This window comes from [Clostridium] ultunense DSM 10521 (assembly GCF_000511955.1).
GTDB lineage: Bacteria > Bacillota > Clostridia > Tissierellales > Tepidimicrobiaceae > Schnuerera > Schnuerera ultunensis.
In genome coordinates, this window is sequence record NZ_AZSU01000002.1 from 366,936 (window position 1) to 387,501 (window position 20,566).

Genomic DNA, 20,566 nt, shown 5'->3' on the forward strand with positions numbered 1-20,566 from the left:
AAATGCTCATTGTAAAGAGTAAGTATTTAATATCTTCAGCAGAAGATATTTATATAGATCATTCTTTGGTAGTAAGAGGGGAAAATATATTAGAAATACTTCCAAATAGTGAAGTAGAAATGAAATATCCTAAAGCTAAAATCATTGATAAAACAAATTCAATTCTTATGCCAGGATTTATTAATGCTCATATGCATCAATATGGAGTACTTTCTAGAGGTATACCTGCTAATGTAGAGTTTAAGGATTTTGAAGGATTCCTTTGGGATTATTGGTGGCCTTTTATTGAAAATAGGATTGGATTAAAAGAGGTAAAGGCAACTACAAAAGCTTCAGCCATAGAGCTTATAAAATCAGGAGTTATAGGATTCTGTGATACTTTGGAGGCCCCTAATACAGAAGAAGGTACTTTGATAGAACAGGGGAAAATATTAGAAGATATAGGAATGAAGGCAGTTTTATCCTTGGAAAGTTGCGAAAGGATTAGTTATGAAAATGGAGTTAAATGTTTAGATGAAAATAGTAGATTAATAGAATGGAGTAGAAAAAAAAGTAAATTGATAAGGGGAATTATATGTACTCATACCACTTTCACTTGTTCAGATAAATTCTTAAAATTAGCCCAAAATAAGGCTAAGGAATTGAAAGCCCCTTGGCAATTTCATTTATCGGAAAGTATATATGAGGTAGATCATTGTTTAAAAAACTATGGTAAATTACCAGTAAAATACTTAGAACATTTAGGATTATTGGACAAGGATGTTTTAGCATCCCAATGCGTCAAGGTAAAGGAAGAGGAAATCAAAATATTAAAGGAAAGAGATGTTAAAGTAGTTCACATGCCTTTAAGTAATTGTGAGGTAGGAGGAGGATTTGCCCCAATTCCAGATCTATTAGATGCAGGGGTAGAGGTAGCCCTTGGAACCGATGGATATATAAATGATTTCTTCGCTGTAATGAAATCTGCATTTTTACTGCATAAAGCTGTAAAAGAAGATGCTTCAGTTATGTCGGCTAGTATAGTATTTAAAATGGCCACTGAATATGGTGCCAAAGCATTGGGATGGAAAAATACAGGGAAACTAGTATCTGGGAATAAGGCTGATTTTATAATAATGGAGAATAATTTTAAAACACCAGTAACTTTAGATAATATATTTGATCAGATTGTGGTTCAAGGAGAAAAGGAATTTATAGATAGTGTTTATATAAATGGAAGACCTATTTTAGAAGATGGAGAATTGAAAACCATAGATAAAAAACAGATTTCTAAAGAAATGAAAAATGTAGCAGAAGAATTTTGGAAGTTTTAAATACGCAGGATAAGGAGGATTTTAAATGTACGATTTATTAGGTATTAGGTTACAATCTCCAATTATTATTGGATCAGGACCCTTATCATATAGTGCTGAGTCCATGAAAAAATTATATGATGCAGGTGCTGGGGCAGTTGTTACTAAGACCATTAGAAAGAAAAGAGCTATAAATCCAGCTCCTCATATGGTAAGAAGTACTAATAACTCTCTTATAAATAATGAAAAATGGACGGATTTTGATCCAGAAAGATGGATAGATGAGGAGATTCCAAAATTAAAGGAAATGAAAGTTGTAACTATAGCTTCCGTTGGTCATACTTTGGAGGAAAGTAGTGAATTAGTAGAAAAGATAGAGAAGGCAGGAGCAGATATAATCGAGTTAGTTTCTTATGATTATACAGATCTTATTCCAATGGTTAAGGATACTAAAAAAAGAGTAAGTATACCTGTAATAGCAAAGCTTCCACCTATGATTGATGAGATAGGAGATTTTTGCAAAAAACTAGAAGAAGCAGGTGTAGATGCTATTACTGCATGTGATTCAGTAGGACCAGCTTTCCGTATTGATATAGAATCAGGGAAACCTTTATTAGGGGGTAATGGCTTTGGTTGGCTAACAGGAGAGGTTATAAAACCTATTACTCTTCATAAGATATATGAAATTAGAAACAAGGTTGATGTGCCAATAATAGGTCTAGGAGGTTGTATGTCTGGAGCTGATGCTGTAGAAATGATAATGGCAGGAGCTAATTTTATAGGTATATGTACTGGTCCTATTCTAAAAGGGGAAAGTATAATCAATAAAATTTATAAGGATTTCAAAGGACATCTTGAAAGACTTGGATATAAATCCATAGAAGATGCTTGTGGTATAGTTCACGAGCATATGGGAGAGAACAATGAAAGGACAAAGTTTGAGTTTTTATGGGATGAAGATAAATGTATTAAATGTAAATTATGTGAAAAAGTTTGTGCTTATGAAGCAAGAAAGTTAAAGGATACTATGGAACTAGATGAAGAAGAATGTAGATACTGTGGTCTTTGTATATCTGTATGCCCTACTAAAGCTTTGGTAGGAAAAGAATCATAAAAAGTTGGTGAATAGATGAAGATTTTAATAAAGAACGGATTAATAGTAGATGGGAGTTTAAATAAGCCTTATAAAGGAGATTTATTAATTGAACAAGATAAAATAAAAAAGATTGGTACTATAGAGGAAAAGGTAGATATAGTAATTGATGCTGAAGGTAAAGTAGTATCACCTGGATTCATTGACACTCATAGCCATTCAGACCTTTCGATTTTGGTCAACCCTTATAATGAGATAAAAATTAGGCAAGGGGTGACTACTGAAATATTAGGTCAAGATGGAATATCCATGGCACCACTTCCTAAGGAATATATAAAACCTTGGAGAAAGATAAACTCTGCTTTTAATGGAGATAATGAAGATATAGATTGGGAATATGAAACTACCCAAAACTATCTAAAAATGCTGAAAGAAAAGGGAGTAGGATTAAATCAAGGATATTTAGTTCCTCATGGGAATATTAGATTAGAGGCCATCGGATTAGAGAATAAAAAGGCTAATATAACAGATATAGATAGGATGTGCCAAATAACTAGGAGAGAAATGGAAGGGGGAGCTTTTGGACTTTCTACAGGTCTTATTTATCCACCATGTGTATATGGGGATATAGAAGAATTAATTGAGATTTGTAAAGTAGTTGCAGAATTTGATGGAATATTTATAGTACATCAAAGGTCTGAAGCAGATACTATTATAGAATCTATGGAGGAAATAATAACTATAGGAAAAGAAGCAGAAGTTAAAATTCATTTTTCTCATTTTAAAGTATGTGGGAAAAACAATTGGAAGTATATAGACCAAGCTTTTGAATTATTAGAAAGAGCAAAGAAAGAGGGAGTTAAAGTTTCTTTTGACCAATATCCTTATGTGGCAGGTAGTACTAGTTTAGGGGTAATTCTTCCACCTTGGGTTCATGAAGGTGGTACAGAAAAACTATTAGAAAGGTTAGAGGATGAATCCAATAGAGAAAGAATTATTAAAGATATACAAACTGGTATTCCAGGTTGGGACAATTTTATTGATTTTGCTGGGCTGGACCAGATATATGTGAATTCAGTAAATATGGATAAAAATAAAAATCTAATTGGGAAAAATCTTATTGAACTGGGAAAAATAAGAGGAAAGGACCCTTATAATGCTACCTTTGATCTTATATATGAAGAAGAAAACTCTGTAGGAATGGTGGATTTTTATGGACTGGAGGAACATATCATAAAGATTTTAAAAAGACCTGAACAAAATGTATGTACTGATGGAATGATTTCTGATAATCCTCATCCAAGATTATATAGTTCTTTCCCCAAAGTTTTAGGTAAATATGTAAGGGAGGAAGAAGTCTTATCATTAGAAGAAGCAATATATAAGATGACAAAGAAACCGGCAGAAACTTTTAGGCTAAAAAATAGGGGGGAAATAAAAGAAGGAAATTTTGCAGATATTGTAATATTCAATTTAGAAAAGATAAAAGACAAGGGAACTTTTGTAGAACCTAAACAATACCCAGAGGGTATAGATTATGTTATCATTAATGGAAACATAACATTGGAAAAAGGAAAATATAACAAGATTTTGGCAGGGAAAGTGTTAGAGGGGTGTATAGATGGCGATTGTAATAACTAATGGACAAATAGTAAGTTCAAAAGGAATTATGGTAAAGGATATTCGTATAGTAGGAGAAAAAATAGAAGATATAGGAATAGATTTAGTTGCGCCTAATGATGAAATAATAGATGCAAAAGGTTTCTTTGTACTTCCAGGTGGAATAGATGTGCATACCCATTTTGAGGCTGAAGCTGGAGGAATGGTAGCTGATACTTTTACCACAGGGACTAAAGCTGCACTTGTAGGAGGGACTACCACTATTGTTGATTTTGCTGAACAGATAAAAGGGGGAACATTAAGGAGGGCTTTAGAAGAGTGGAGTAAAAATGCAACAGATAAGACTTATACCGACTATGGATTCCATATGACTATATCAGATTGGAATGAAAATACTTCTAAAGAGATGGAAGAGATGGTCAAAGAAGGGATAACTTCTTTTAAAATGTTTTTCGCCTATGAAGATTTAAAGGTAGATGATGGTTCTATATACGAAGCTTTAAAAAGGGCAAAGGAATTAGGAACTTTAATAGGATTTCATTGTGAAAATGGAGATATCATAGATAGACTAAGGAAGGAAGCCATAGCTAAAGGGAAATTGGAACCAGTATACCATATGGAAACAAGGCCTCCATCTTTGGAAAGAGAAGCTATATTTAGACTTATTACTATTGCAGAACTGGCAGATACCCCAATCTATATAGTCCATTTAAGTTCAAAGGAAGGTTATGATGAAATTATAAAAGCTAGAAAAAAGGGAATGAAAATATTGGCTGAAACCTGTCCTCAATATCTTTTATTGGACAAAGACTGTTACTTATCTAAAGGAAAAAACTCCTTCGAAGGTGCTAAGTATGTAATCTCACCACCTCTTAGAGATGAAGAGAGCAAGAAAGTTTTATGGCAAGGAATTAAAGATGAAGAAATAGATGTTGTAGCTACAGATCATTGTGCCTTTAATTATAAAAAACAGAAGGAATTAGGGAAAGATGATTTTACTAAGATTCCCAATGGTGCACCTGGAGTAGAGAATAGATATAAACTTATATATACCTATGGAGTGACAAAGAATAGAATAACCATAGAAAGATTAGTAGAAATCCTTTCTGAAAATCCTGCTAAAATTTTTGGGTTATATCCTAAAAAGGGAATTATCCAAAAGGGAAGTGATGCTGATATTATAATATTTAATCCAGAGGCTAAGTCCATAATAAGAGCAGAAAATCAAGTCCAAAATGTGGACTATAATCTATATGAAGGATTAACTCAGTATGGTAAGTTTGAGTATGTTTTCTAAGGGGACAAATGGTAGTAAAAGATGAAAAGATTTTAATATCAAAACCTTTAGGAAAGTATCAAAGAAGAGGATTGTCTATTAAGGATGAAGGTGAAAAAAATGGATACCATAATTATACGAGGTGGCGGTGATTTAGCAACAGGAATAGCTTATAAACTCCATAAAGCAGGGTATAGAATAATTATTTTAGAAATAGACAAACCTTTAACCGTTAGAAGAGCTGTAGCTTTTAGTGAAGCAGTATATGAAGGTGAAAATACTGTAGAAGGTATTAAGGGAATCTTAGCTAAGAATAGAAAAGATATCTATAAAATTTGGGATATAGGTGCTATTCCAGTTTATATTGACAAGGAAGGTAGAATAATTGAAGAAATTAAGCCATTAGTAGTTATAGATGCTATAATTGCTAAAAGAAACCTAGGCACTAATAAATCTATGGCCCCAATTACCATAGGAATTGGACCAGGGTTTGAAGCTGGAAAAGATGTGGATTTTGTAGTAGAAAGCAATAGAGGTACTAATCTAGGAAAGATTATTCATAGTGGCAGAGCATCAAAAAACACTGGTATCCCAGGAGAAGTAATGGGATACACACAGGGGAGAGTCCTCAGAGCTCCGTGCGATGGAATAGTTAAAGCTTTTTGTAAAATAGGTGATATAATAGATAAAGGGAATGTAATATGTCAAGTAGGAGATAAAAACGTAATAGCTCCTTTCAAAGGAATTTTAAGAGGGATGATAAGAGAAGGCTTGTATGTAAATAAAGGATTGAAAATAGGCGACATAGACCCTAGATGTATAAAGGAATATGCTTTTATTATTTCTGACAAAGCCAGGATAATTGGCGACAGAGTTTTAGAAGGAATACAAATAACTTCTCATTTAAGGTGCCAGGCACCATAAGGGGAAGTTATTTGTAACATGTTTGTAATATTTTTCTTCATTTGGAGAGGAGATTCTAATATGAACAACTTATTTTTAACAGGGAGAATAAATGTTGGGAAAAGTACAATGATTAAACGTATTATAGAACAACTTAACATTAGGAAGGAAGAAATAGGAGGGTTTTATACAAGGCCTTATATAATAGATAATCAAGTCAAGGAATTTTATATTGAACCTTTAAATTTCAATTGTAAGAGTACTAATATAAGAGATAGGATGATAGGGTATACTTCTGATGGTATAAAGCGGATTGGAAATACAGCCACATTTGAAAACATTGGAGTTGAAATATTGGATAATTGTATAAAGAATGATTTTAAATTAATAATAATGGATGAATTAGGTTTTTTCGAAAATACTGCATATCAATTTCAACGAAAGGTCCATGAAACATTGGATAATAAGAAAGTAATAGGGGTTATTAAGCCACTGTCTATACCTTTTTTGGACTCTATAAGAGAAAGAAAGGATGTAGTAGAAGTTGAGGTTACTAAAGATAACAGAGAGAATGTGTATAGAAGATTGGCTAAAGAGTTAATGTGTAGATATTGAAAATTAAAATTTAGTATATTAGTTACGTCTATTAAACAAGGGGTATTCAAACTTTTTTCCTACAGTAACTTGACTCTGTCGTAATAAGCATATAATTCGACAAACTTCTTTCGCTATGATATAGCATATGGATAAGCAACGTGAGCAATATAAAAATAATAAATGTATTACATTTTGATATTTCCAAAGGCTAATAGTAAATAACATTTAAAAAGGTAGATATAAAAACGGGAAGAAAATTATTAGAGGTAACTATCTTATATGGATTTACAATATATGAGCTTATCAAATTTGAAGAAAGTAATATAAGAAATCTATAAAATCTTTGATGAGAACTGTAATCATAAGGTATCAATGTATTCATACGTAAGAAATACAGAATATACTTTGTAAACCTCCTCCAACCATTATTGGATATATCAACAAATAGAATAAATATGGTATAGATGCTTTAGTTGATAATCGTGTTGGTTCTGTAAATATATTGAAATGGTATTTACTCTAATTTCGTAATCATCACGATTATGGTATCCATAAGCTCTGCAATTAATATTTTACTTTATGGTTATTGCCTCCTATAATTCTGTTAGATATAGGACAACCGCAATAATTTAAGATGTATGGCATCTAATCATCAAGGATTTCTACAAATTTCTTTAGTTTTGGAATATCAAATTCTTCTACTAGGTCTTTATAATAATCTGGAAATAAAGAAGCAATATCTTTTGTCTTAAGGATAAAGAGTACCCTAAATTCTTCCCTAATGTAATGAAGTTCTTCTAGCTTTGGATACTTTGTAAAGGCTATTAGTAAATCATTATATTAAGCTTGACTAAGATATTTTATGTTTTTCAATCTTTCTATGGCCTTTTTCAAAAAATATACCCATATAAAGTTATGGATATATTGATTAGCAATACAAATTTACTCTTCAAAAAGCTTATACATCATTTGAAATATAATTTTAGCTTAGGTTTTGGAACTTCTTTAATAATTTTATTTGAAAAGTATGATAATTTGTTTTTTAATAGTGGGAAAGTTCGGCATAATTAATTATAAGTAAAATAGCCCTTCTGCTTTTGATTCTAGTTTTTATCAGGCTTATTATATCAAAACAAAGGGCTGTTTTACTTATTTTTGTGCAAATAATGAAACTTGTGGATAAGCACATAACTAGCAATAATCTTATCCACAAAAGGTATCTTTTAATTCCCATAAAAAGTTTGGGAAAATCTAGACATTAGCAGTTTCCATTCTAGATTTAGAAGCAGACTGCGGATGTTTTCGAGGGTTTCACAAAATTCCTTTTTGTAAGAAAAACTGCTATAAAGCTTGAATATTATATATCGTGCACTTCGTGCTATCCTTGATGCAATTTTATGTAATTTCAGCCTTATTGTATATACCTGTAGTTTACTCATTTTCACAGGAAGTGTAAGGTGTCTAAACAAGCTGAATAAATTGTATGCAGCATTGACATTTGCAGACGGTTTGCATTAACTATTTTGCTATGATTGCTCATTGAATCAAGGTCAAATCTATTATTAGATTTCTTAATAATATTTCCATACGTTCATAGTTGTAGTAAAGCTGAATCAGCCTTTTGGGTCTAGTTCCAGATTTGTTATGATGAATGTATACTAACAGATTATCTATTCAATTGGCTTTTAGTATTATGGAGTAGGAGCAACTGTTATGCTCCAACAGATTGAAGAGCTCTGGGACAGCAAAAAGGCTATCAACACGCATATATACATTCATGCTGATATATTGATCCATATATTAGAGAGGTAAAGGTTTAATAAATTCAATTATACAATTTCCTCAAATATTAGGCTGAGAATGTGGAAACTTCATATAGACTTATATATGAAAAAAGTTCAAATAAAAATATAAATATTCTGATATAGTAATAGAATATGAAGAGTATTTTTCTGAGGGAATAAATGTTTTCATAGAATATAAAGCTCCAGAAAAACTAACTATATTTGTGGCATATTTTACTAAAGTTAGGGTTGATAAATATATTAGATTTGTAAGTATAGTTGATTTATTGCAGTATATGATTTAGTTAAATCTATTAATCCGATGCTAGTGGAAGGACAAATACAAGGGGGTGCTCAGTTTAGCTTAGGAATGGCTTTGCCTAAAGAAGCAGAAATTGATAGTAGAGGTAATGTAATGTCCACAAACTTTTAAAAATATCATATTATTAATATCACATCTATGCCAAAGGTAATGGCTTTAACGATTTAAGCGAATGAATCTTACTGCCCATATGGCAAAAAATGCGGAGGAATTTGCTGTATTAAATGCCATTAATTTTGCTGTACATGTGAATATAACAACTTTCCTGTATTATCGGAGTTAATAGTAAGTGAAGTATTAAGGAAAAACATATGGCTATTAAAGGAAAAAGTTTGATATCATGCATATAGCATAGACAATAGATTTAAGAGGAAATCTAAAATTGAAGGAAAGTGCAAAATTAGCAATTAAGGAATTAGAAATGAAGCAACAAACATAAAATTCACCAATATATGAAAATTGAGTCAATTGACTATCTTTTGACGATAATTAGTTACAATAATATATGAGATAATAAAATATTTGAGGGAGGTGAAGATGAGCACAAATGCATGCGGTATTATACAAAGTAGAACAGTTTCTGGAAATATCGGGATCGGGGCACGCAAGAATTAATGGCGCTAGGATAATATAGAAATGGATGATCTCTGCAATAAACTTAGTGATATATACTGAGATATAAGCTTTACTAAAATAGGTAGGCTAGGTTATTAGGGTCTACGGAAATAGAAACAGAGGTAAAAAGGAGATGAGATTAGTGAAACAAAAAAAGATCATTCTGGATGGGAAGCACCTGACAGTTGAACAGGTAGTCGAAGTAGCTAGGGAAGGAGTACAGGTTGAAATTCATCCAAAGGCGTTTGCCACCGCAGAAGCATCCCGTGCCGTAGTGTTGGGACTTATTAATAGTGATAAACAGATCTATGGGTTGAATACTGGGGTTGGTGCAAATAAAGATAATAAGATACTGCCAGAAGAATACCGTGCGTTCAACGAACGTATTATCCATTCTCATTGCGTCGCACTCCCACCGTTTGCAGACAAGGCTACAGTACGCGCAACTATGCTTTGTCGCCTTAATGGGTTTCTTAATGGCGTAGCAGGAGTTCAGACTGAAATCTTAACTATGTTGAAGGATTTCCTCAATTACGGTATTCATCCCCGGATTCCAGAGCGGGGCTCAGTTGGTATGGCTGATCTTGGGAATATGGCCTATGTAGGTCTAGCTATGATTGGCGAAGGGAATGTGGAGTATAACGGCAGTAATATCCCTGCCATGGAAGCGTTGAAAAAGTATAATCTTGCCCCGATTGTGCTTGGGCCAAAGGATGCTCTCTCAATTGTAAGTAGTAATGCATATTCAGTTGGAAAAGCAGCGCTTTTGTGTGCTGACATAGAAGATCTAATGGATATGGCGGACATTATTTACGCTATGGGATATGAAGCTCAGGGGTATAACCCAATGTTCATTGATAAGAGGAGTGCAAGGAACCGTCCGCTAAAGGGACAGCATGATAGCTTGAAGAAGGTGCGAGAATGCCTGGAGGACAGTCATCTGTGGAACTGCGACAACGAAACGTTGCTTGGGGCGCTCAGTTATAAAAGTAGTTGCGCTATCCATGGGGCTATCCGTGATTCTCTATATTATATTCAAAGCATGCTCCCTCTTTATATTAATTCTTCCGATGACTGCCCGATGGTGCTAATCGAGGAAAAGGAAATGATATCGACCGATAATTTTATTGTTACGGGGCTTGCGATTGCCTATGAAATGATGGGTATCGCGCTAGCACATTTATCAAAACTTATTTGCAATAGGATTCTGAGGTTGGACAACGATTTATTTAGCAATTTACCACGTTTTCTACGTCCTGATACTAATGTGATTTCATTTTCTACTATTCAGAAAACCATAAGCGCCCTAGATACAGAAATTAGGCATCTTGCAAATCCTGTTTCACTGGATTATCTACCAACTGCAAATGAAACCGAAGATCATGGCTGCAATACGTCCTATGTGATGTCAAAAACTGAGAAAATAGTAGATCTGCTGTATTATCTTTTGGGGATTGAATTGATGCATAACGCACAGGCTGCAGATCTCAGCGGAAAACTTCCTACCGGGAAAGGAACGCGTTATGCTTATGATGTAGTCCGTAATGTAATCATGTTCCTTGAGGACGATGATCGAGATTTGGGAGCGGAAATGGAAAAAGTGTATAAGGTGGTTCGAGAAAAGGAAATTATACTTCCTGGAGATAGGAGGTATACAGTGTGTTAAAGCAGGAGGGAAAAAGCGTAGAAAAATATATTATTAAATGGCGGCGGGATTTGCATAGGATTCCAGAGGTAGGGCTCCACTTGCCCAAAACACGGGAATATATCTGTAATGTCTTGGACAAGCTGGAACTAAACTATAAGTTACATAGAAGCACATCAGGAGTTGAAGTATTGATTCGTGGTACGAAGGGTGGGAAAACAATCGCACTGCGCAGCGATATGGATGCATTACCCATCCAGGAGCTAACCGGACTTCCTTTTGCATCGGAAAATGGTAATATGCATGCTTGCGGGCATGATGCTCATATGGCTATGTTGCTAGGTGCCATAAAGCTTCTGGCAGCTCATACCCATAAAATTGCCGGAAATGTAAAATGTATTTTCCAGCCAGGGGAAGAAGGCTTTCAAGGCGCGCGCTATATGCTGGAGGAAGGCGCTCTGGAAGACCCGTATGTGGATGCGGTACTTGGGCTTCATGTCACTAATACCATCAGGGAATTAAATCCTGGAGCTATAGGCCTTAGAAAAGGAGCTGTGATGGCTGGTAGCGATGCTTTTTATATCAAGATTACTGGAAAAGGTGGACATATTTCCGATATAGAGCATGTAATCAATCCAGTACCTGCAGCAGCAAGAATAGTTCTGGCCATTCAGGAGATTAGAGATCGCTGCCTCAAGAGACGGGATAAGGCGGTAATTGCCGTAGGATTAATCCAAGGTGGAGATAAGGGGAATGTGATTCCAGATATAGTTGAGTTGAATGGTTCGCTTAGGATAAAAAGCGAGGCCTCCCGTCAGCAGCTTTTATATGAATTGGAACAGTCTGTCACGAAAATAGCAGATCAGACTGGGTGTAATTGCATAATTTCACTTTCGGATTCAAACGGTATTGTTTACAACGATGATGGGGTAACAGATAGTGTAATGGAAACAGTCAACAAGCTTTTTCCCCAAGAAAAATACACTGAAATTGTTTCAGATATCATGGCCAGCGAAGATATTTCTTACTTTTTCAATGCTAGAAAAGGAACCTATATTCATTTGGGCTGTGGATTTGAGGATAACAGGGAAATATTTCCCCTGCATAATGCTCGATTTATGTTAAACGAGCAAATCATGTGGAAAGGATCTGTGCTGATGGCACAAAGCGTAATTGATTGGTTGAGAAAGGAACAATTTTAATGCACTTAAATAAAAAATTAACATAGATTATGGTGGTGCTGATTGGTATTTTGCACATGTATATAAAAATCATAATAAAATATAAATAGGAGGTATTGTATTATGAACATTTTAGACGTTCTTGCAATAATATCTGTATTTTTAATTGTTGCATACATTGGATGGGCAGCAACAAAAAAGACGAAGACTTCCGATGATTTTCTTATGGCAAACCGCTCTTTGGGGAAGATCCAGGCAGGCTTCAGTATGGCTGCTACTGATATTGGCGGAAATGCGGTGGTAGGAGCGACTGCTTATGCTTATGCTCGTGGGCTGGGCGGGGCATGGTATAATTGGGGTGCAGTTATACCTATGTTTTTGCTAGCGTTTGTTTTAGCAAAGCAGCTTAGACGTATGCCAGTATTATCGGTCCCAGACCTGCTAGGTAAACGCTACAGCGACGAATGTCGCCTGATTTCGGTTATTGCACAATTACTTGCCATTGGAGCTTCACTGGGAATTCAGTTTGTGATTGCTGCTTCCACAATTTCAACCATTAGTGGTATGAATTATAACCTGGCGCTGATTATAACGGTAGTTATAGTGGTTGGGTATACTATTGGTGGCGGATTATTGGCGGTTGTAAATACCGATGTATTCCAGTTTGTCATCATCTGTGTCTCGGTAATTCTAGTTATTCCATTCGGGCTGAGCAGAATAGGCGGATTTGATATATTGATGCAGAAGATCCCATCAGGATATATGAACATCGGTTCTCAAGGGTTCCTTGTACCGATGTCCCTTGGACTTCTGTATATGTTCGACTACGCAACCAACCAACATATTTTACAAAGGGTTTTCTCTGCCAAAGATTCTAGCACTGCAAGATTTGCGTTTACTTTCTCCAGCATTATGTATATTGTATTTGGCCTGGTGATTGCATTCATAGGTGTGCTAGCCTATGCTTTGTATCCCAACCTTGAAGATCCACAAATAGCGTACTCCATGATTATTAAGGAAGTACTTCCCAATGGGGTGGCGGGAATTGCATTAGGTGGCCTGTTCGCAGCGGCAATGTCTACAGCTGATTCCAAAATTATCGCAGCCTCCCAGTTGTTTATCAATGATATCTATAAGCCATATTTTTGTAAGGACAAAGAAATCGGAGATAATCGTATGCTGAACATTTCTAGAATTATTACACTTATTATCTGTGTTTTGGGTATAGGCTTTTGCCTAATATCAGATAGCATTATTCAGATGATGTATGTTGGAGGCCTGTTCTATGGTACTGCAGTGTTTATTCCGATGATTATGGGTATCTACTGGAAGCGCGGTACCACATTGGCAACTATAATTAGCATGCTAGCCACTATGTGTGTAGGCCTTTATTCTGAATACTTCATGGCTGGTAAGCTGGAAGGTTTCCTAGGTATGCCCTCTAACTTATTAGCGATCATTGTAAGCCTTGTTCTATTTGTGGTGATTAGTTTAGCTACAGAACCACCCACAGAAGAACAGCTTGCAATTTTAGAGGAAGGCAAAAGTTCTACAATTTAACTGCAACCACCTGTAGATAAGGTAGAGGTCGAAGTTCCAGTGAAAGAGACATGCTGTATATCTGATAAAATATAAGGGTTGTTTTATAATAACTTTATAATCATTGGGAAAGGCGGTTACTTTTCTTTTTAAACTCAGAAATACTCTGCAACCTACTAACGGTAGTTGATAGAATTAAATATTTTTCACTTTTAGTACCATAAAAACAGATTCTAATAATCTCAGATTAATGATAAACCCCATTATTTTTAAAATAATTTTCAAATAATGGGGTTTATTAAATTTATATTTTAGAATTGGACCATTAGTATGAGTAAGAAATCCATATCAGATTTATATAAATAATATTTCTAATCTTTGCAAAAAATGGAGAGCTAAAGCTGGGGTAATATAAGACAATCTATACTTTTCTGAAATAGAAATCTCTTTATAGAGATATTATGCAAACTATTACTTTGCCTAACTTCGTTAAGGATTTAGAAATTACTAATGCTATTGTTTGTGGCCGTTACAGTAATTATAAAGTGTCTGTTAAATCTGTATTAGGTAATGGCGTTAAGCATGTTAGGGTTGAAAGCTTAAAATATGATATTCCTAATAACTAAATGGGGCCTTTCCACCACCAGTTTAAATCTTGGTACAAGACTAAACAAGGTTTTATTAGTTTGAATCAGCAAATAATTAATTAGTATGCTTGTATTCTTTATAGTTTTGTTAGGCTCCACTCATCTATTAATGGAATAACTCCAACTCAAGTTGTTGGGCTAAATCTAACAGCTAAAGGGAAGAAAAAGTATTTTATTATAGCATAAATTATTCTTGAATTTCGCTTAAATAGTAACGTATTCATCCTTTGAATTATCAGGGACGTGCATTAGCATATTCATTTTACCCTTGACAATTCAAAGATGTGTTTTTACCATCTTACAAGCAAATTTTAAGCCATTGTATGAAACATTGTGCTATTTTTCCATGTCTAGTTTATAAAGCCTATTATAATTCATAATTAAACACTTATTGACGTTTTGGTGACGCTCTAAATATAAAATAGAATTATTGTGGTAGCAAATATAATAATTTTAAGGAAGGTGTTTAGTATGTCATCAATGAAAAAGATAATGGAATGTGTTCCCAATTTTAGTGAAGGGAGAGATCTAGAAAAAATAGAGAAGATAGTAAGTCCTTTTAGAGGAAAGGATGGAATTAAACTTTTAGACTATAGTAGAGATGAAGACCATAATCGATGTGTGGTAACTGTAATAGGAGAGCCCAAAATTCTTGGAGCGGCAATGGTAGAAGCTATAGGCATAGCAGCAGAGCTTATAGATTTAACAAAACATGAAGGACAGCATCCAAGGATGGGAGCTACAGATGTTGTTCCTTTTATTCCTATTAAAAATGTAACAATGGATGAAGCAATACAGCTATCTAAAGAAGTTGCTAAGGAAGTAGCCAAAAAATATAATATACCAATTTTCCTTTATGAAAAATCTGCTACAAGTCCTGAAAGAGAAAATTTAGCCAAAATAAGAAAAGGACAATTTGAAGGGATGAAGGAAAAGATTAGGGAGGCTAAATGGGAACCTGATTTTGGACCACAGGAAGTACATCCTACTGCTGGGGCTACAGCTATAGGTGCAAGGATGCCCTTAGTTGCTTTTAATGTGAATCTAGACACAGATAATTTAGAAATTGCAAGTAAAATTGCAAAGAATATAAGATTTGCTAATGGAGGTTTTAGGTTCTGTAAGGCAATAGGCGTTGACTTGAAAGAAAGAGGAATTGTACAGGTTTCTATGAACATGACGGATTATACAAGAACAGCACTTTATAGAACATATGAAATGATTAAGGTTGAAGCAAAACGATATGGCATAAACATAGTTGGTAGTGAACTTATAGGCTTGGTTCCAATGGAGGCGTTAATAGATACTGCAGTATATTATTTAGGGGTAGAAGATTTTTCAGTAGACCAGGTTTTGGAAAATAAACTTATGGAATGATCCCTAAGTTTTTGGGGAGGTGTTTAAGAGTGAATGATAATTATACTATAATAAAAAATGCCAAAGAGCTTGTTACTTGTAGTGGCTTTGCAGCTAAACATGGTAAGGAAATGTCTGATCTGCATATAATAGAAGATGGAACTGTAGTTATAGAAGATGGAATTATAGTGGAAGTAGGAAAGACGGAGGAAGTACTGAACAAATATGATCAATCAAAGTACCAAGTAATTGATGCTTCAAACAAAGCTGTCTTACCTGGTTTTGTAGATTCTCATACTCATTTTGTATTTGGAGGATATAGGGCTGAAGAATTTTCATGGAGACTTCGTGGAGATAGCTATATGTCCATTATGGAAAGAGGCGGTGGAATAGTCAATACCGTTGAAGCTACTAGAGAGGCTTCAAAAGAAGAATTATATAATGAAGGACTAAAAAGGCTTAACTCAATGCTTTCATTTGGTGTGACTACAGTAGAGGGTAAGAGCGGTTATGGATTAGATATTGATACTGAAGTAAAACAATTGAAAGTTATGGATAAGCTACAAAGAAGTCATCCTATAGATATTGTGACAACATTTTTAGGGGCTCATGCTGTGCCTAAAGAGTACAGTAGAAGAACCGATGATTTTGTAGAATTTTTGATAAATAAAGTGATGCCTATTATTGCTAATGAAAAACTTGCAGAGTTTTGTGATGTATTCTGTGAAAAAAATGTATTTTCAGTAGAACAATCAAGAAGGTTACTTTTGAAAGCAAAAGAAATGGGATTTAAAATTAAACTTCATGCAGATGAAATTGTACAACTTGGTGGGTCAGAACTAGCAGCAGAATTAGGAGCAATATCTGCAGACCATTTGCTTCATGCTTCTGATGAAGGTATAAAGGCTATGGCAGAAAAAGGAGTAATATCTACCATACTTCCCTGTACAGCCTTTAGTTTAAAGGAGGATTTTGCTAGAGCTAGATATATGATAGATAATAATTGTGCAGTAGCTTTAGCTTCAGATTTAAATCCAGGTAGTTGCTTTACTGAATCAATTCCGCTAATATTCGCATTGGCTGCATTATATATGAACATGACTACGGAAGAAGCAATAACAGCTTTGACCATAAATGGAGCTGCTGCAGTAGGTAGATCGGAAATTATAGGAAGCATAGATGTTGGTAAAAAAGGTGATATAATAATACTAGAATTTCCATCATATAAATTTATTCCATATCATATTGCTGTAAACACAGTCGATATATTGCTTAGTGCAGAAATAAACATATGTTAACAACTTCATTATAAGCTATTTTTCGGACTATAGTTAGTATAATTTCAAAAAGGAACTAAGATCTACATATTAATTAATGTTAAACATAATAACAAAGGAGTGAGACAATTGACTATAATAAAAGCAAAGTTATTTGGAACTCCTAAAGTAGAAATTGATAACCAATTAGTATTTTTTCCATATGGAAAAGCGGAAGCATTATTTTATTATATATTATTAAAAAAACAGGTTTCCAGAGAGATTTTAGTTGAACTTCTGTGGAGTGATGTTAATGAGAGTTTAGGTAAAAAAAGCTTGAGAAATGCTGTTTATGTAATTAAAAAGACATTCAATGAAGATGTGCTCGTGTCGCCAAAAAGAACGTTGATCATGCTTAATCCTAACATAAAATATGAAACAGATATTGAATTATTTTTAAGTAATGATAGCAATGATGCTATAAACTATTATAAAGGTGAGTTTTTAGAGGGGTTTTATGTAAATGATGCTAATAACTTTGAGCAATGGATGTTTGACTTAAAATATACTTACAAGGATAAATATATCAAAAAATTGTATAATGAAATTAGCATATGTCTAGATTCTGGGAAAATTACTCAGGCGGAGAAGTATTGTAAAACTCTTACAAATACAGATCCTTTTGATGAAAGAGCTTATAGAATACTATTAGATATATATAGAAAACAGGGAAGATATAATGAATGTATTGATGAATATAATAAGCTAGCAAATCTTTTAGAAAAAGAACTATCTTTGTCTCCTGATGGTAAAACTAAGCAATTACTCGAGAGTATTATTAAAGAAAAAAATCAAGTACAAAAGATAAACAGAGATAGGGAAAAGGGATTCTTTTATGGGCGAGAAGATGAAATGAAAATTTTAAACAATAATTTTTATGGATTCATTAATAATATAGAATCTAGATCAATTATTGTAATAGGAGAAGCCGGTATTGGAAAGAGTAAATTAATTGATAGATTTTTAGAATTAACAGACGAAAATGATGCTAATATTTTAATTTCAAATTGTTATCAGGCTGAAGAAAGTTTTTTATTAAAACCCTGGTTTGAGCTTAGCAAACAGTTAGCCACAATAATTGAAAAAGAAAAGATCGAAATTCCTGAAATGTTAAAAAAAATAGTTGGATATATTTTCCCGATATTTATAAGCCATGAAACTATTAAAGATATTAATCCTATAGAAGAGGTGGATTTTCTAAAATATCAAGTTGCGGAAAAAGCTTTATTAGATATATTTGAAAAGGTTTCATACAGGAAGAAAATGGTAATCATTTTTGAAGATGTACAATGGATAGATAGAATGAGTCTAATGCTGATTAAAAATATTTTATTTCAAAATAAGAATAAATCAATTCAATTTATTATAACATGTAGAAATGGATATCTTGAAAGCATAGAAGATTTTTTAACTGAAGTAGCTAAGTTTAAATTAATAGAAAGATTAGAATTGGAAAGTTTTGATGAGTCAGAAACCATAGAATTTGTTTCTAAATATCTTCCTGACCATGAATTAAATCCTAAAACCAAAAAGTTGATATATAAAGAAACTGAAGGGAATCCTCTTTTTATAATAGAATTATTAAATAGCATAAAGGAGAATAGGGATTCTAGTTTAACGACACGGATGCAGGATGTTCTAAGGAGCAGGTTTCTAAATGTTTCAAAGGATGGGAAAAATATACTGAATATAATATCTATTTATTTTGATAGGGTTACTTTTAATGAGCTTCTTATGATAAGTGGTAAAGATGAGTTTGAATTATCCGAGATAATAGAAGAACTTCAAGATAGACATTTAATAAAAGAAATAATAACAAGCGATGGAGATATTGCAATTACTTTTACCCATCAAAAACTTAGGGAATATATATATAATCAGCTATCTTACTCTAAAAAAAGGATTCTTCATAATAAAGTAGGGAAACATTTGGAAGGGCAATTAAAGAATCGAACTATCGATAGATTGCTATATTCTAAACTTATATATCATTTTGAAAATGCCGGGAATAAGGCCTCTGCTTTAGAATATAGAATAAAGAATCTATATGATTATTTACAAATTAATGATGAAATTTTTCCGATTATTGATTATAAGGGGAACTCTCAAAATATTAATTTATATATAACCGAAAAACAACTTATTGAAGAGTTAGGGAGGATAAACATATTATTAAGAGATTTAAAAGAGGAATATTTTAGTGATGAAGATAAATTGAAAGAATTACAGCTTGCCTATTTTCATATGGTAGGAAGACATTTTATAGTAAGTGGGGAATATGGAAAAGGATTATCTATAGTAGAAGAGATGATTGCAAAATCCATAAAGTTTGAGAACTATAATTTTGCTTTAAAAGGATATTTGCTCATAATTTATTATAGTATAAATGTATATGATACAGTACTGATGAATCATAATATAACTAGAGCTTTAAGTATAGCAAAGAAATTACATAATAAAGGCGAAATTGGAGTAATACTTAGAATGAAAGGCTATCAAAAAGTCCTTGAAGGCAACTTCATACAAGGGGAAAAGTATCTTAAAAATTCAATTTCAATATTTAATTCACTTGAGGATAGGAATAAATATATTTTAAATATTGCAGCTGCAAACTATTATATTGGAGAAAGTAATAAACTTAATGGGAAATTTTTAGAGGCAATATCATATTATGAAAAAGCTATATCTATTTGCGAAGAATATGGCTTAGTTGAAAGGTTAACGGTTTTCAAAACTAGTGCAGGACAAGCTGCATATGATATGGGAAATTACGATATGGCGGAAAAATACTTAAGGCAAGCATTAATGCTTTATGACCAATTAGATTTTCACTGGGGGCGCACTATAGCTCATGGGTATACAGCATTATTATTAATGAGACAACAAAACTATATTGATGTGGTAAAGCATCTTAAAAAAGCTGATAAGTATGCCCAAAGGCTGAAGAATCCTTATGAAGTTGGAATCACATTTAGGGTAAAAGCAGAGATTTGCAGTCTAGTAAAAACCGGGAAAGTAAAAAATGATAATATATATAAATATCTAGAAGAATGTGGAGAAAACTTTTGCGAAAAAGCCATATTTTATTTAAGCAATATAAGCAAATGTTATGAAATAGAGGTTATGAGGAGTCTAAAGGAAATATGCAAAAATTGCTAAAGCAAAACATGCAAAACTGTTAATAGTTTTGCATGTTTTATTTTGTGCTTGAACTGGAAACTGCGTTGACGGTGAAAATTTACTATTTTGATTTTATACTAAAGGTTTTGACTTTCTATTGACTGAAGAGGGTTATTATTAAGATAATAGCTGAGCCAATGGCATATTTGGTATCGTCAATTCCTGGTTCGGATATGGTATTACTAGTAAGGAAGAGGCTC

General features: G+C 33.4%; 14 protein-coding genes and 1 pseudogene. 14 read left to right on the top strand and 1 reads right to left on the bottom strand.

Translation table 11 applies throughout. The features are described 5' to 3' along the window. Nucleotides 1–2: 2 nt before the first annotated feature. The 6 genes from CUL_RS0104610 (at nt 3) to CUL_RS0104635 (ending at nt 6,799) form a co-directional block, all read left to right on the top strand. On the top strand, nt 3–1,313 hold the full coding sequence (locus CUL_RS0104610) for an amidohydrolase family protein (RefSeq protein WP_025640650.1): 1,311 nt from the start codon (nt 3–5) through the stop codon (nt 1,311–1,313). A 25-nt stretch (nt 1,314–1,338) separates the two neighbouring features. Beyond that, entirely contained in the window at nt 1,339–2,406 is a 1,068-nt protein-coding gene (locus CUL_RS0104615) for a 4Fe-4S binding protein (protein WP_025640651.1), read from the top strand. Nucleotides 2,407–2,421: 15 nt separating this feature from the next. Further along, complete coding sequence (locus CUL_RS0104620; RefSeq protein WP_025640652.1) at nt 2,422–4,026, top strand: N-acyl-D-amino-acid deacylase family protein; 1,605 nt, start codon at nt 2,422–2,424, stop codon at nt 4,024–4,026. After that, nucleotides 4,007–5,302, top strand: a complete 1,296-nt coding sequence (hydA, locus tag CUL_RS16670; RefSeq protein ID WP_201767845.1) for a dihydropyrimidinase — start codon at nt 4,007–4,009, stop codon at nt 5,300–5,302. Before CUL_RS0104620 ends, hydA begins: the two co-directional genes overlap by 20 nt. 99 nt (nt 5,303–5,401) lie before the next feature. Beyond that, on the top strand, nt 5,402–6,205 hold the full coding sequence (yqeB, locus tag CUL_RS0104630) for a selenium-dependent molybdenum cofactor biosynthesis protein YqeB (RefSeq protein ID WP_025640653.1): 804 nt from the start codon (nt 5,402–5,404) through the stop codon (nt 6,203–6,205). A gap of 60 nt (nt 6,206–6,265) precedes the next feature. After that, nucleotides 6,266–6,799, top strand: a complete 534-nt coding sequence (locus tag CUL_RS0104635) for a nucleoside-triphosphatase (RefSeq protein ID WP_025640654.1) — start codon at nt 6,266–6,268, stop codon at nt 6,797–6,799. Nucleotides 6,800–8,004: 1,205 nt separating this feature from the next. Here the strand turns inward: CUL_RS0104635 and CUL_RS20130 are convergent. Beyond that, nucleotides 8,005–8,262 (bottom strand): annotated as a pseudogene (locus CUL_RS20130) (transposase); the annotation flags it as partial. A gap of 589 nt (nt 8,263–8,851) precedes the next feature. Here CUL_RS20130 and CUL_RS20135 point away from each other — a divergent pair. The 8 genes from CUL_RS20135 (at nt 8,852) to CUL_RS0104665 (ending at nt 20,345) form a co-directional block, all read left to right on the top strand. After that, the gene (locus CUL_RS20135) at nt 8,852–8,998 is read left to right on the top strand and encodes a molybdopterin cofactor-binding domain-containing protein (RefSeq protein ID WP_408065619.1); all 147 of its coding nucleotides are present in this window, start codon (nt 8,852–8,854) and stop codon (nt 8,996–8,998) included. 646 nt (nt 8,999–9,644) lie between these two features. Then, nucleotides 9,645–11,168, top strand: a complete 1,524-nt coding sequence (locus tag CUL_RS0104640; RefSeq protein ID WP_025640655.1) for an HAL/PAL/TAL family ammonia-lyase — start codon at nt 9,645–9,647, stop codon at nt 11,166–11,168. Then, complete coding sequence (locus CUL_RS0104645) at nt 11,162–12,349, top strand: M20 metallopeptidase family protein (RefSeq protein ID WP_025640656.1); 1,188 nt, start codon at nt 11,162–11,164, stop codon at nt 12,347–12,349. The genes CUL_RS0104640 and CUL_RS0104645 overlap by 7 nt, the downstream gene beginning before the upstream one ends. 102 nt (nt 12,350–12,451) lie before the next feature. After that, entirely contained in the window at nt 12,452–13,888 is a 1,437-nt protein-coding gene (locus CUL_RS0104650; protein ID WP_025640657.1) for a sodium:solute symporter family protein, read from the top strand. A gap of 440 nt (nt 13,889–14,328) precedes the next feature. Beyond that, nucleotides 14,329–14,493, top strand: coding sequence for a hypothetical protein (locus CUL_RS19100; RefSeq protein WP_160113564.1), 165 nt, complete (start codon nt 14,329–14,331; stop codon nt 14,491–14,493). A gap of 492 nt (nt 14,494–14,985) precedes the next feature. Next, complete coding sequence (gene ftcD / locus CUL_RS0104655) at nt 14,986–15,891, top strand: glutamate formimidoyltransferase (protein WP_025640658.1); 906 nt, start codon at nt 14,986–14,988, stop codon at nt 15,889–15,891. A gap of 29 nt (nt 15,892–15,920) precedes the next feature. Then, on the top strand, nt 15,921–17,168 hold the full coding sequence (gene hutI / locus CUL_RS0104660) for an imidazolonepropionase (protein ID WP_025640659.1): 1,248 nt from the start codon (nt 15,921–15,923) through the stop codon (nt 17,166–17,168). Nucleotides 17,169–17,276: 108 nt separating this feature from the next. Next, complete coding sequence (locus CUL_RS0104665) at nt 17,277–20,345, top strand: AAA family ATPase (RefSeq protein ID WP_025640660.1); 3,069 nt, start codon at nt 17,277–17,279, stop codon at nt 20,343–20,345. Nucleotides 20,346–20,566: the final 221 nt, after the last annotated feature.

Coding starts and splice junctions, on each gene's coding strand:
- CUL_RS0104610 (WP_025640650.1), top strand. CDS start 3: ATGCTCATTGTAAAGAGTAAGTATTTAATATCTTCAGCAGAAGATATT.
- CUL_RS0104615 (WP_025640651.1), top strand. CDS start 1,339: ATGTACGATTTATTAGGTATTAGGTTACAATCTCCAATTATTATTGGA.
- CUL_RS0104620 (WP_025640652.1), top strand. CDS start 2,422: ATGAAGATTTTAATAAAGAACGGATTAATAGTAGATGGGAGTTTAAAT.
- hydA (WP_201767845.1), top strand. CDS start 4,007: ATGGCGATTGTAATAACTAATGGACAAATAGTAAGTTCAAAAGGAATT.
- yqeB (WP_025640653.1), top strand. CDS start 5,402: ATGGATACCATAATTATACGAGGTGGCGGTGATTTAGCAACAGGAATA.
- CUL_RS0104635 (WP_025640654.1), top strand. CDS start 6,266: ATGAACAACTTATTTTTAACAGGGAGAATAAATGTTGGGAAAAGTACA.
- CUL_RS0104650 (WP_025640657.1), top strand. CDS start 12,452: ATGAACATTTTAGACGTTCTTGCAATAATATCTGTATTTTTAATTGTT.
- CUL_RS19100 (WP_160113564.1), top strand. CDS start 14,329: ATGCAAACTATTACTTTGCCTAACTTCGTTAAGGATTTAGAAATTACT.
- ftcD (WP_025640658.1), top strand. CDS start 14,986: ATGTCATCAATGAAAAAGATAATGGAATGTGTTCCCAATTTTAGTGAA.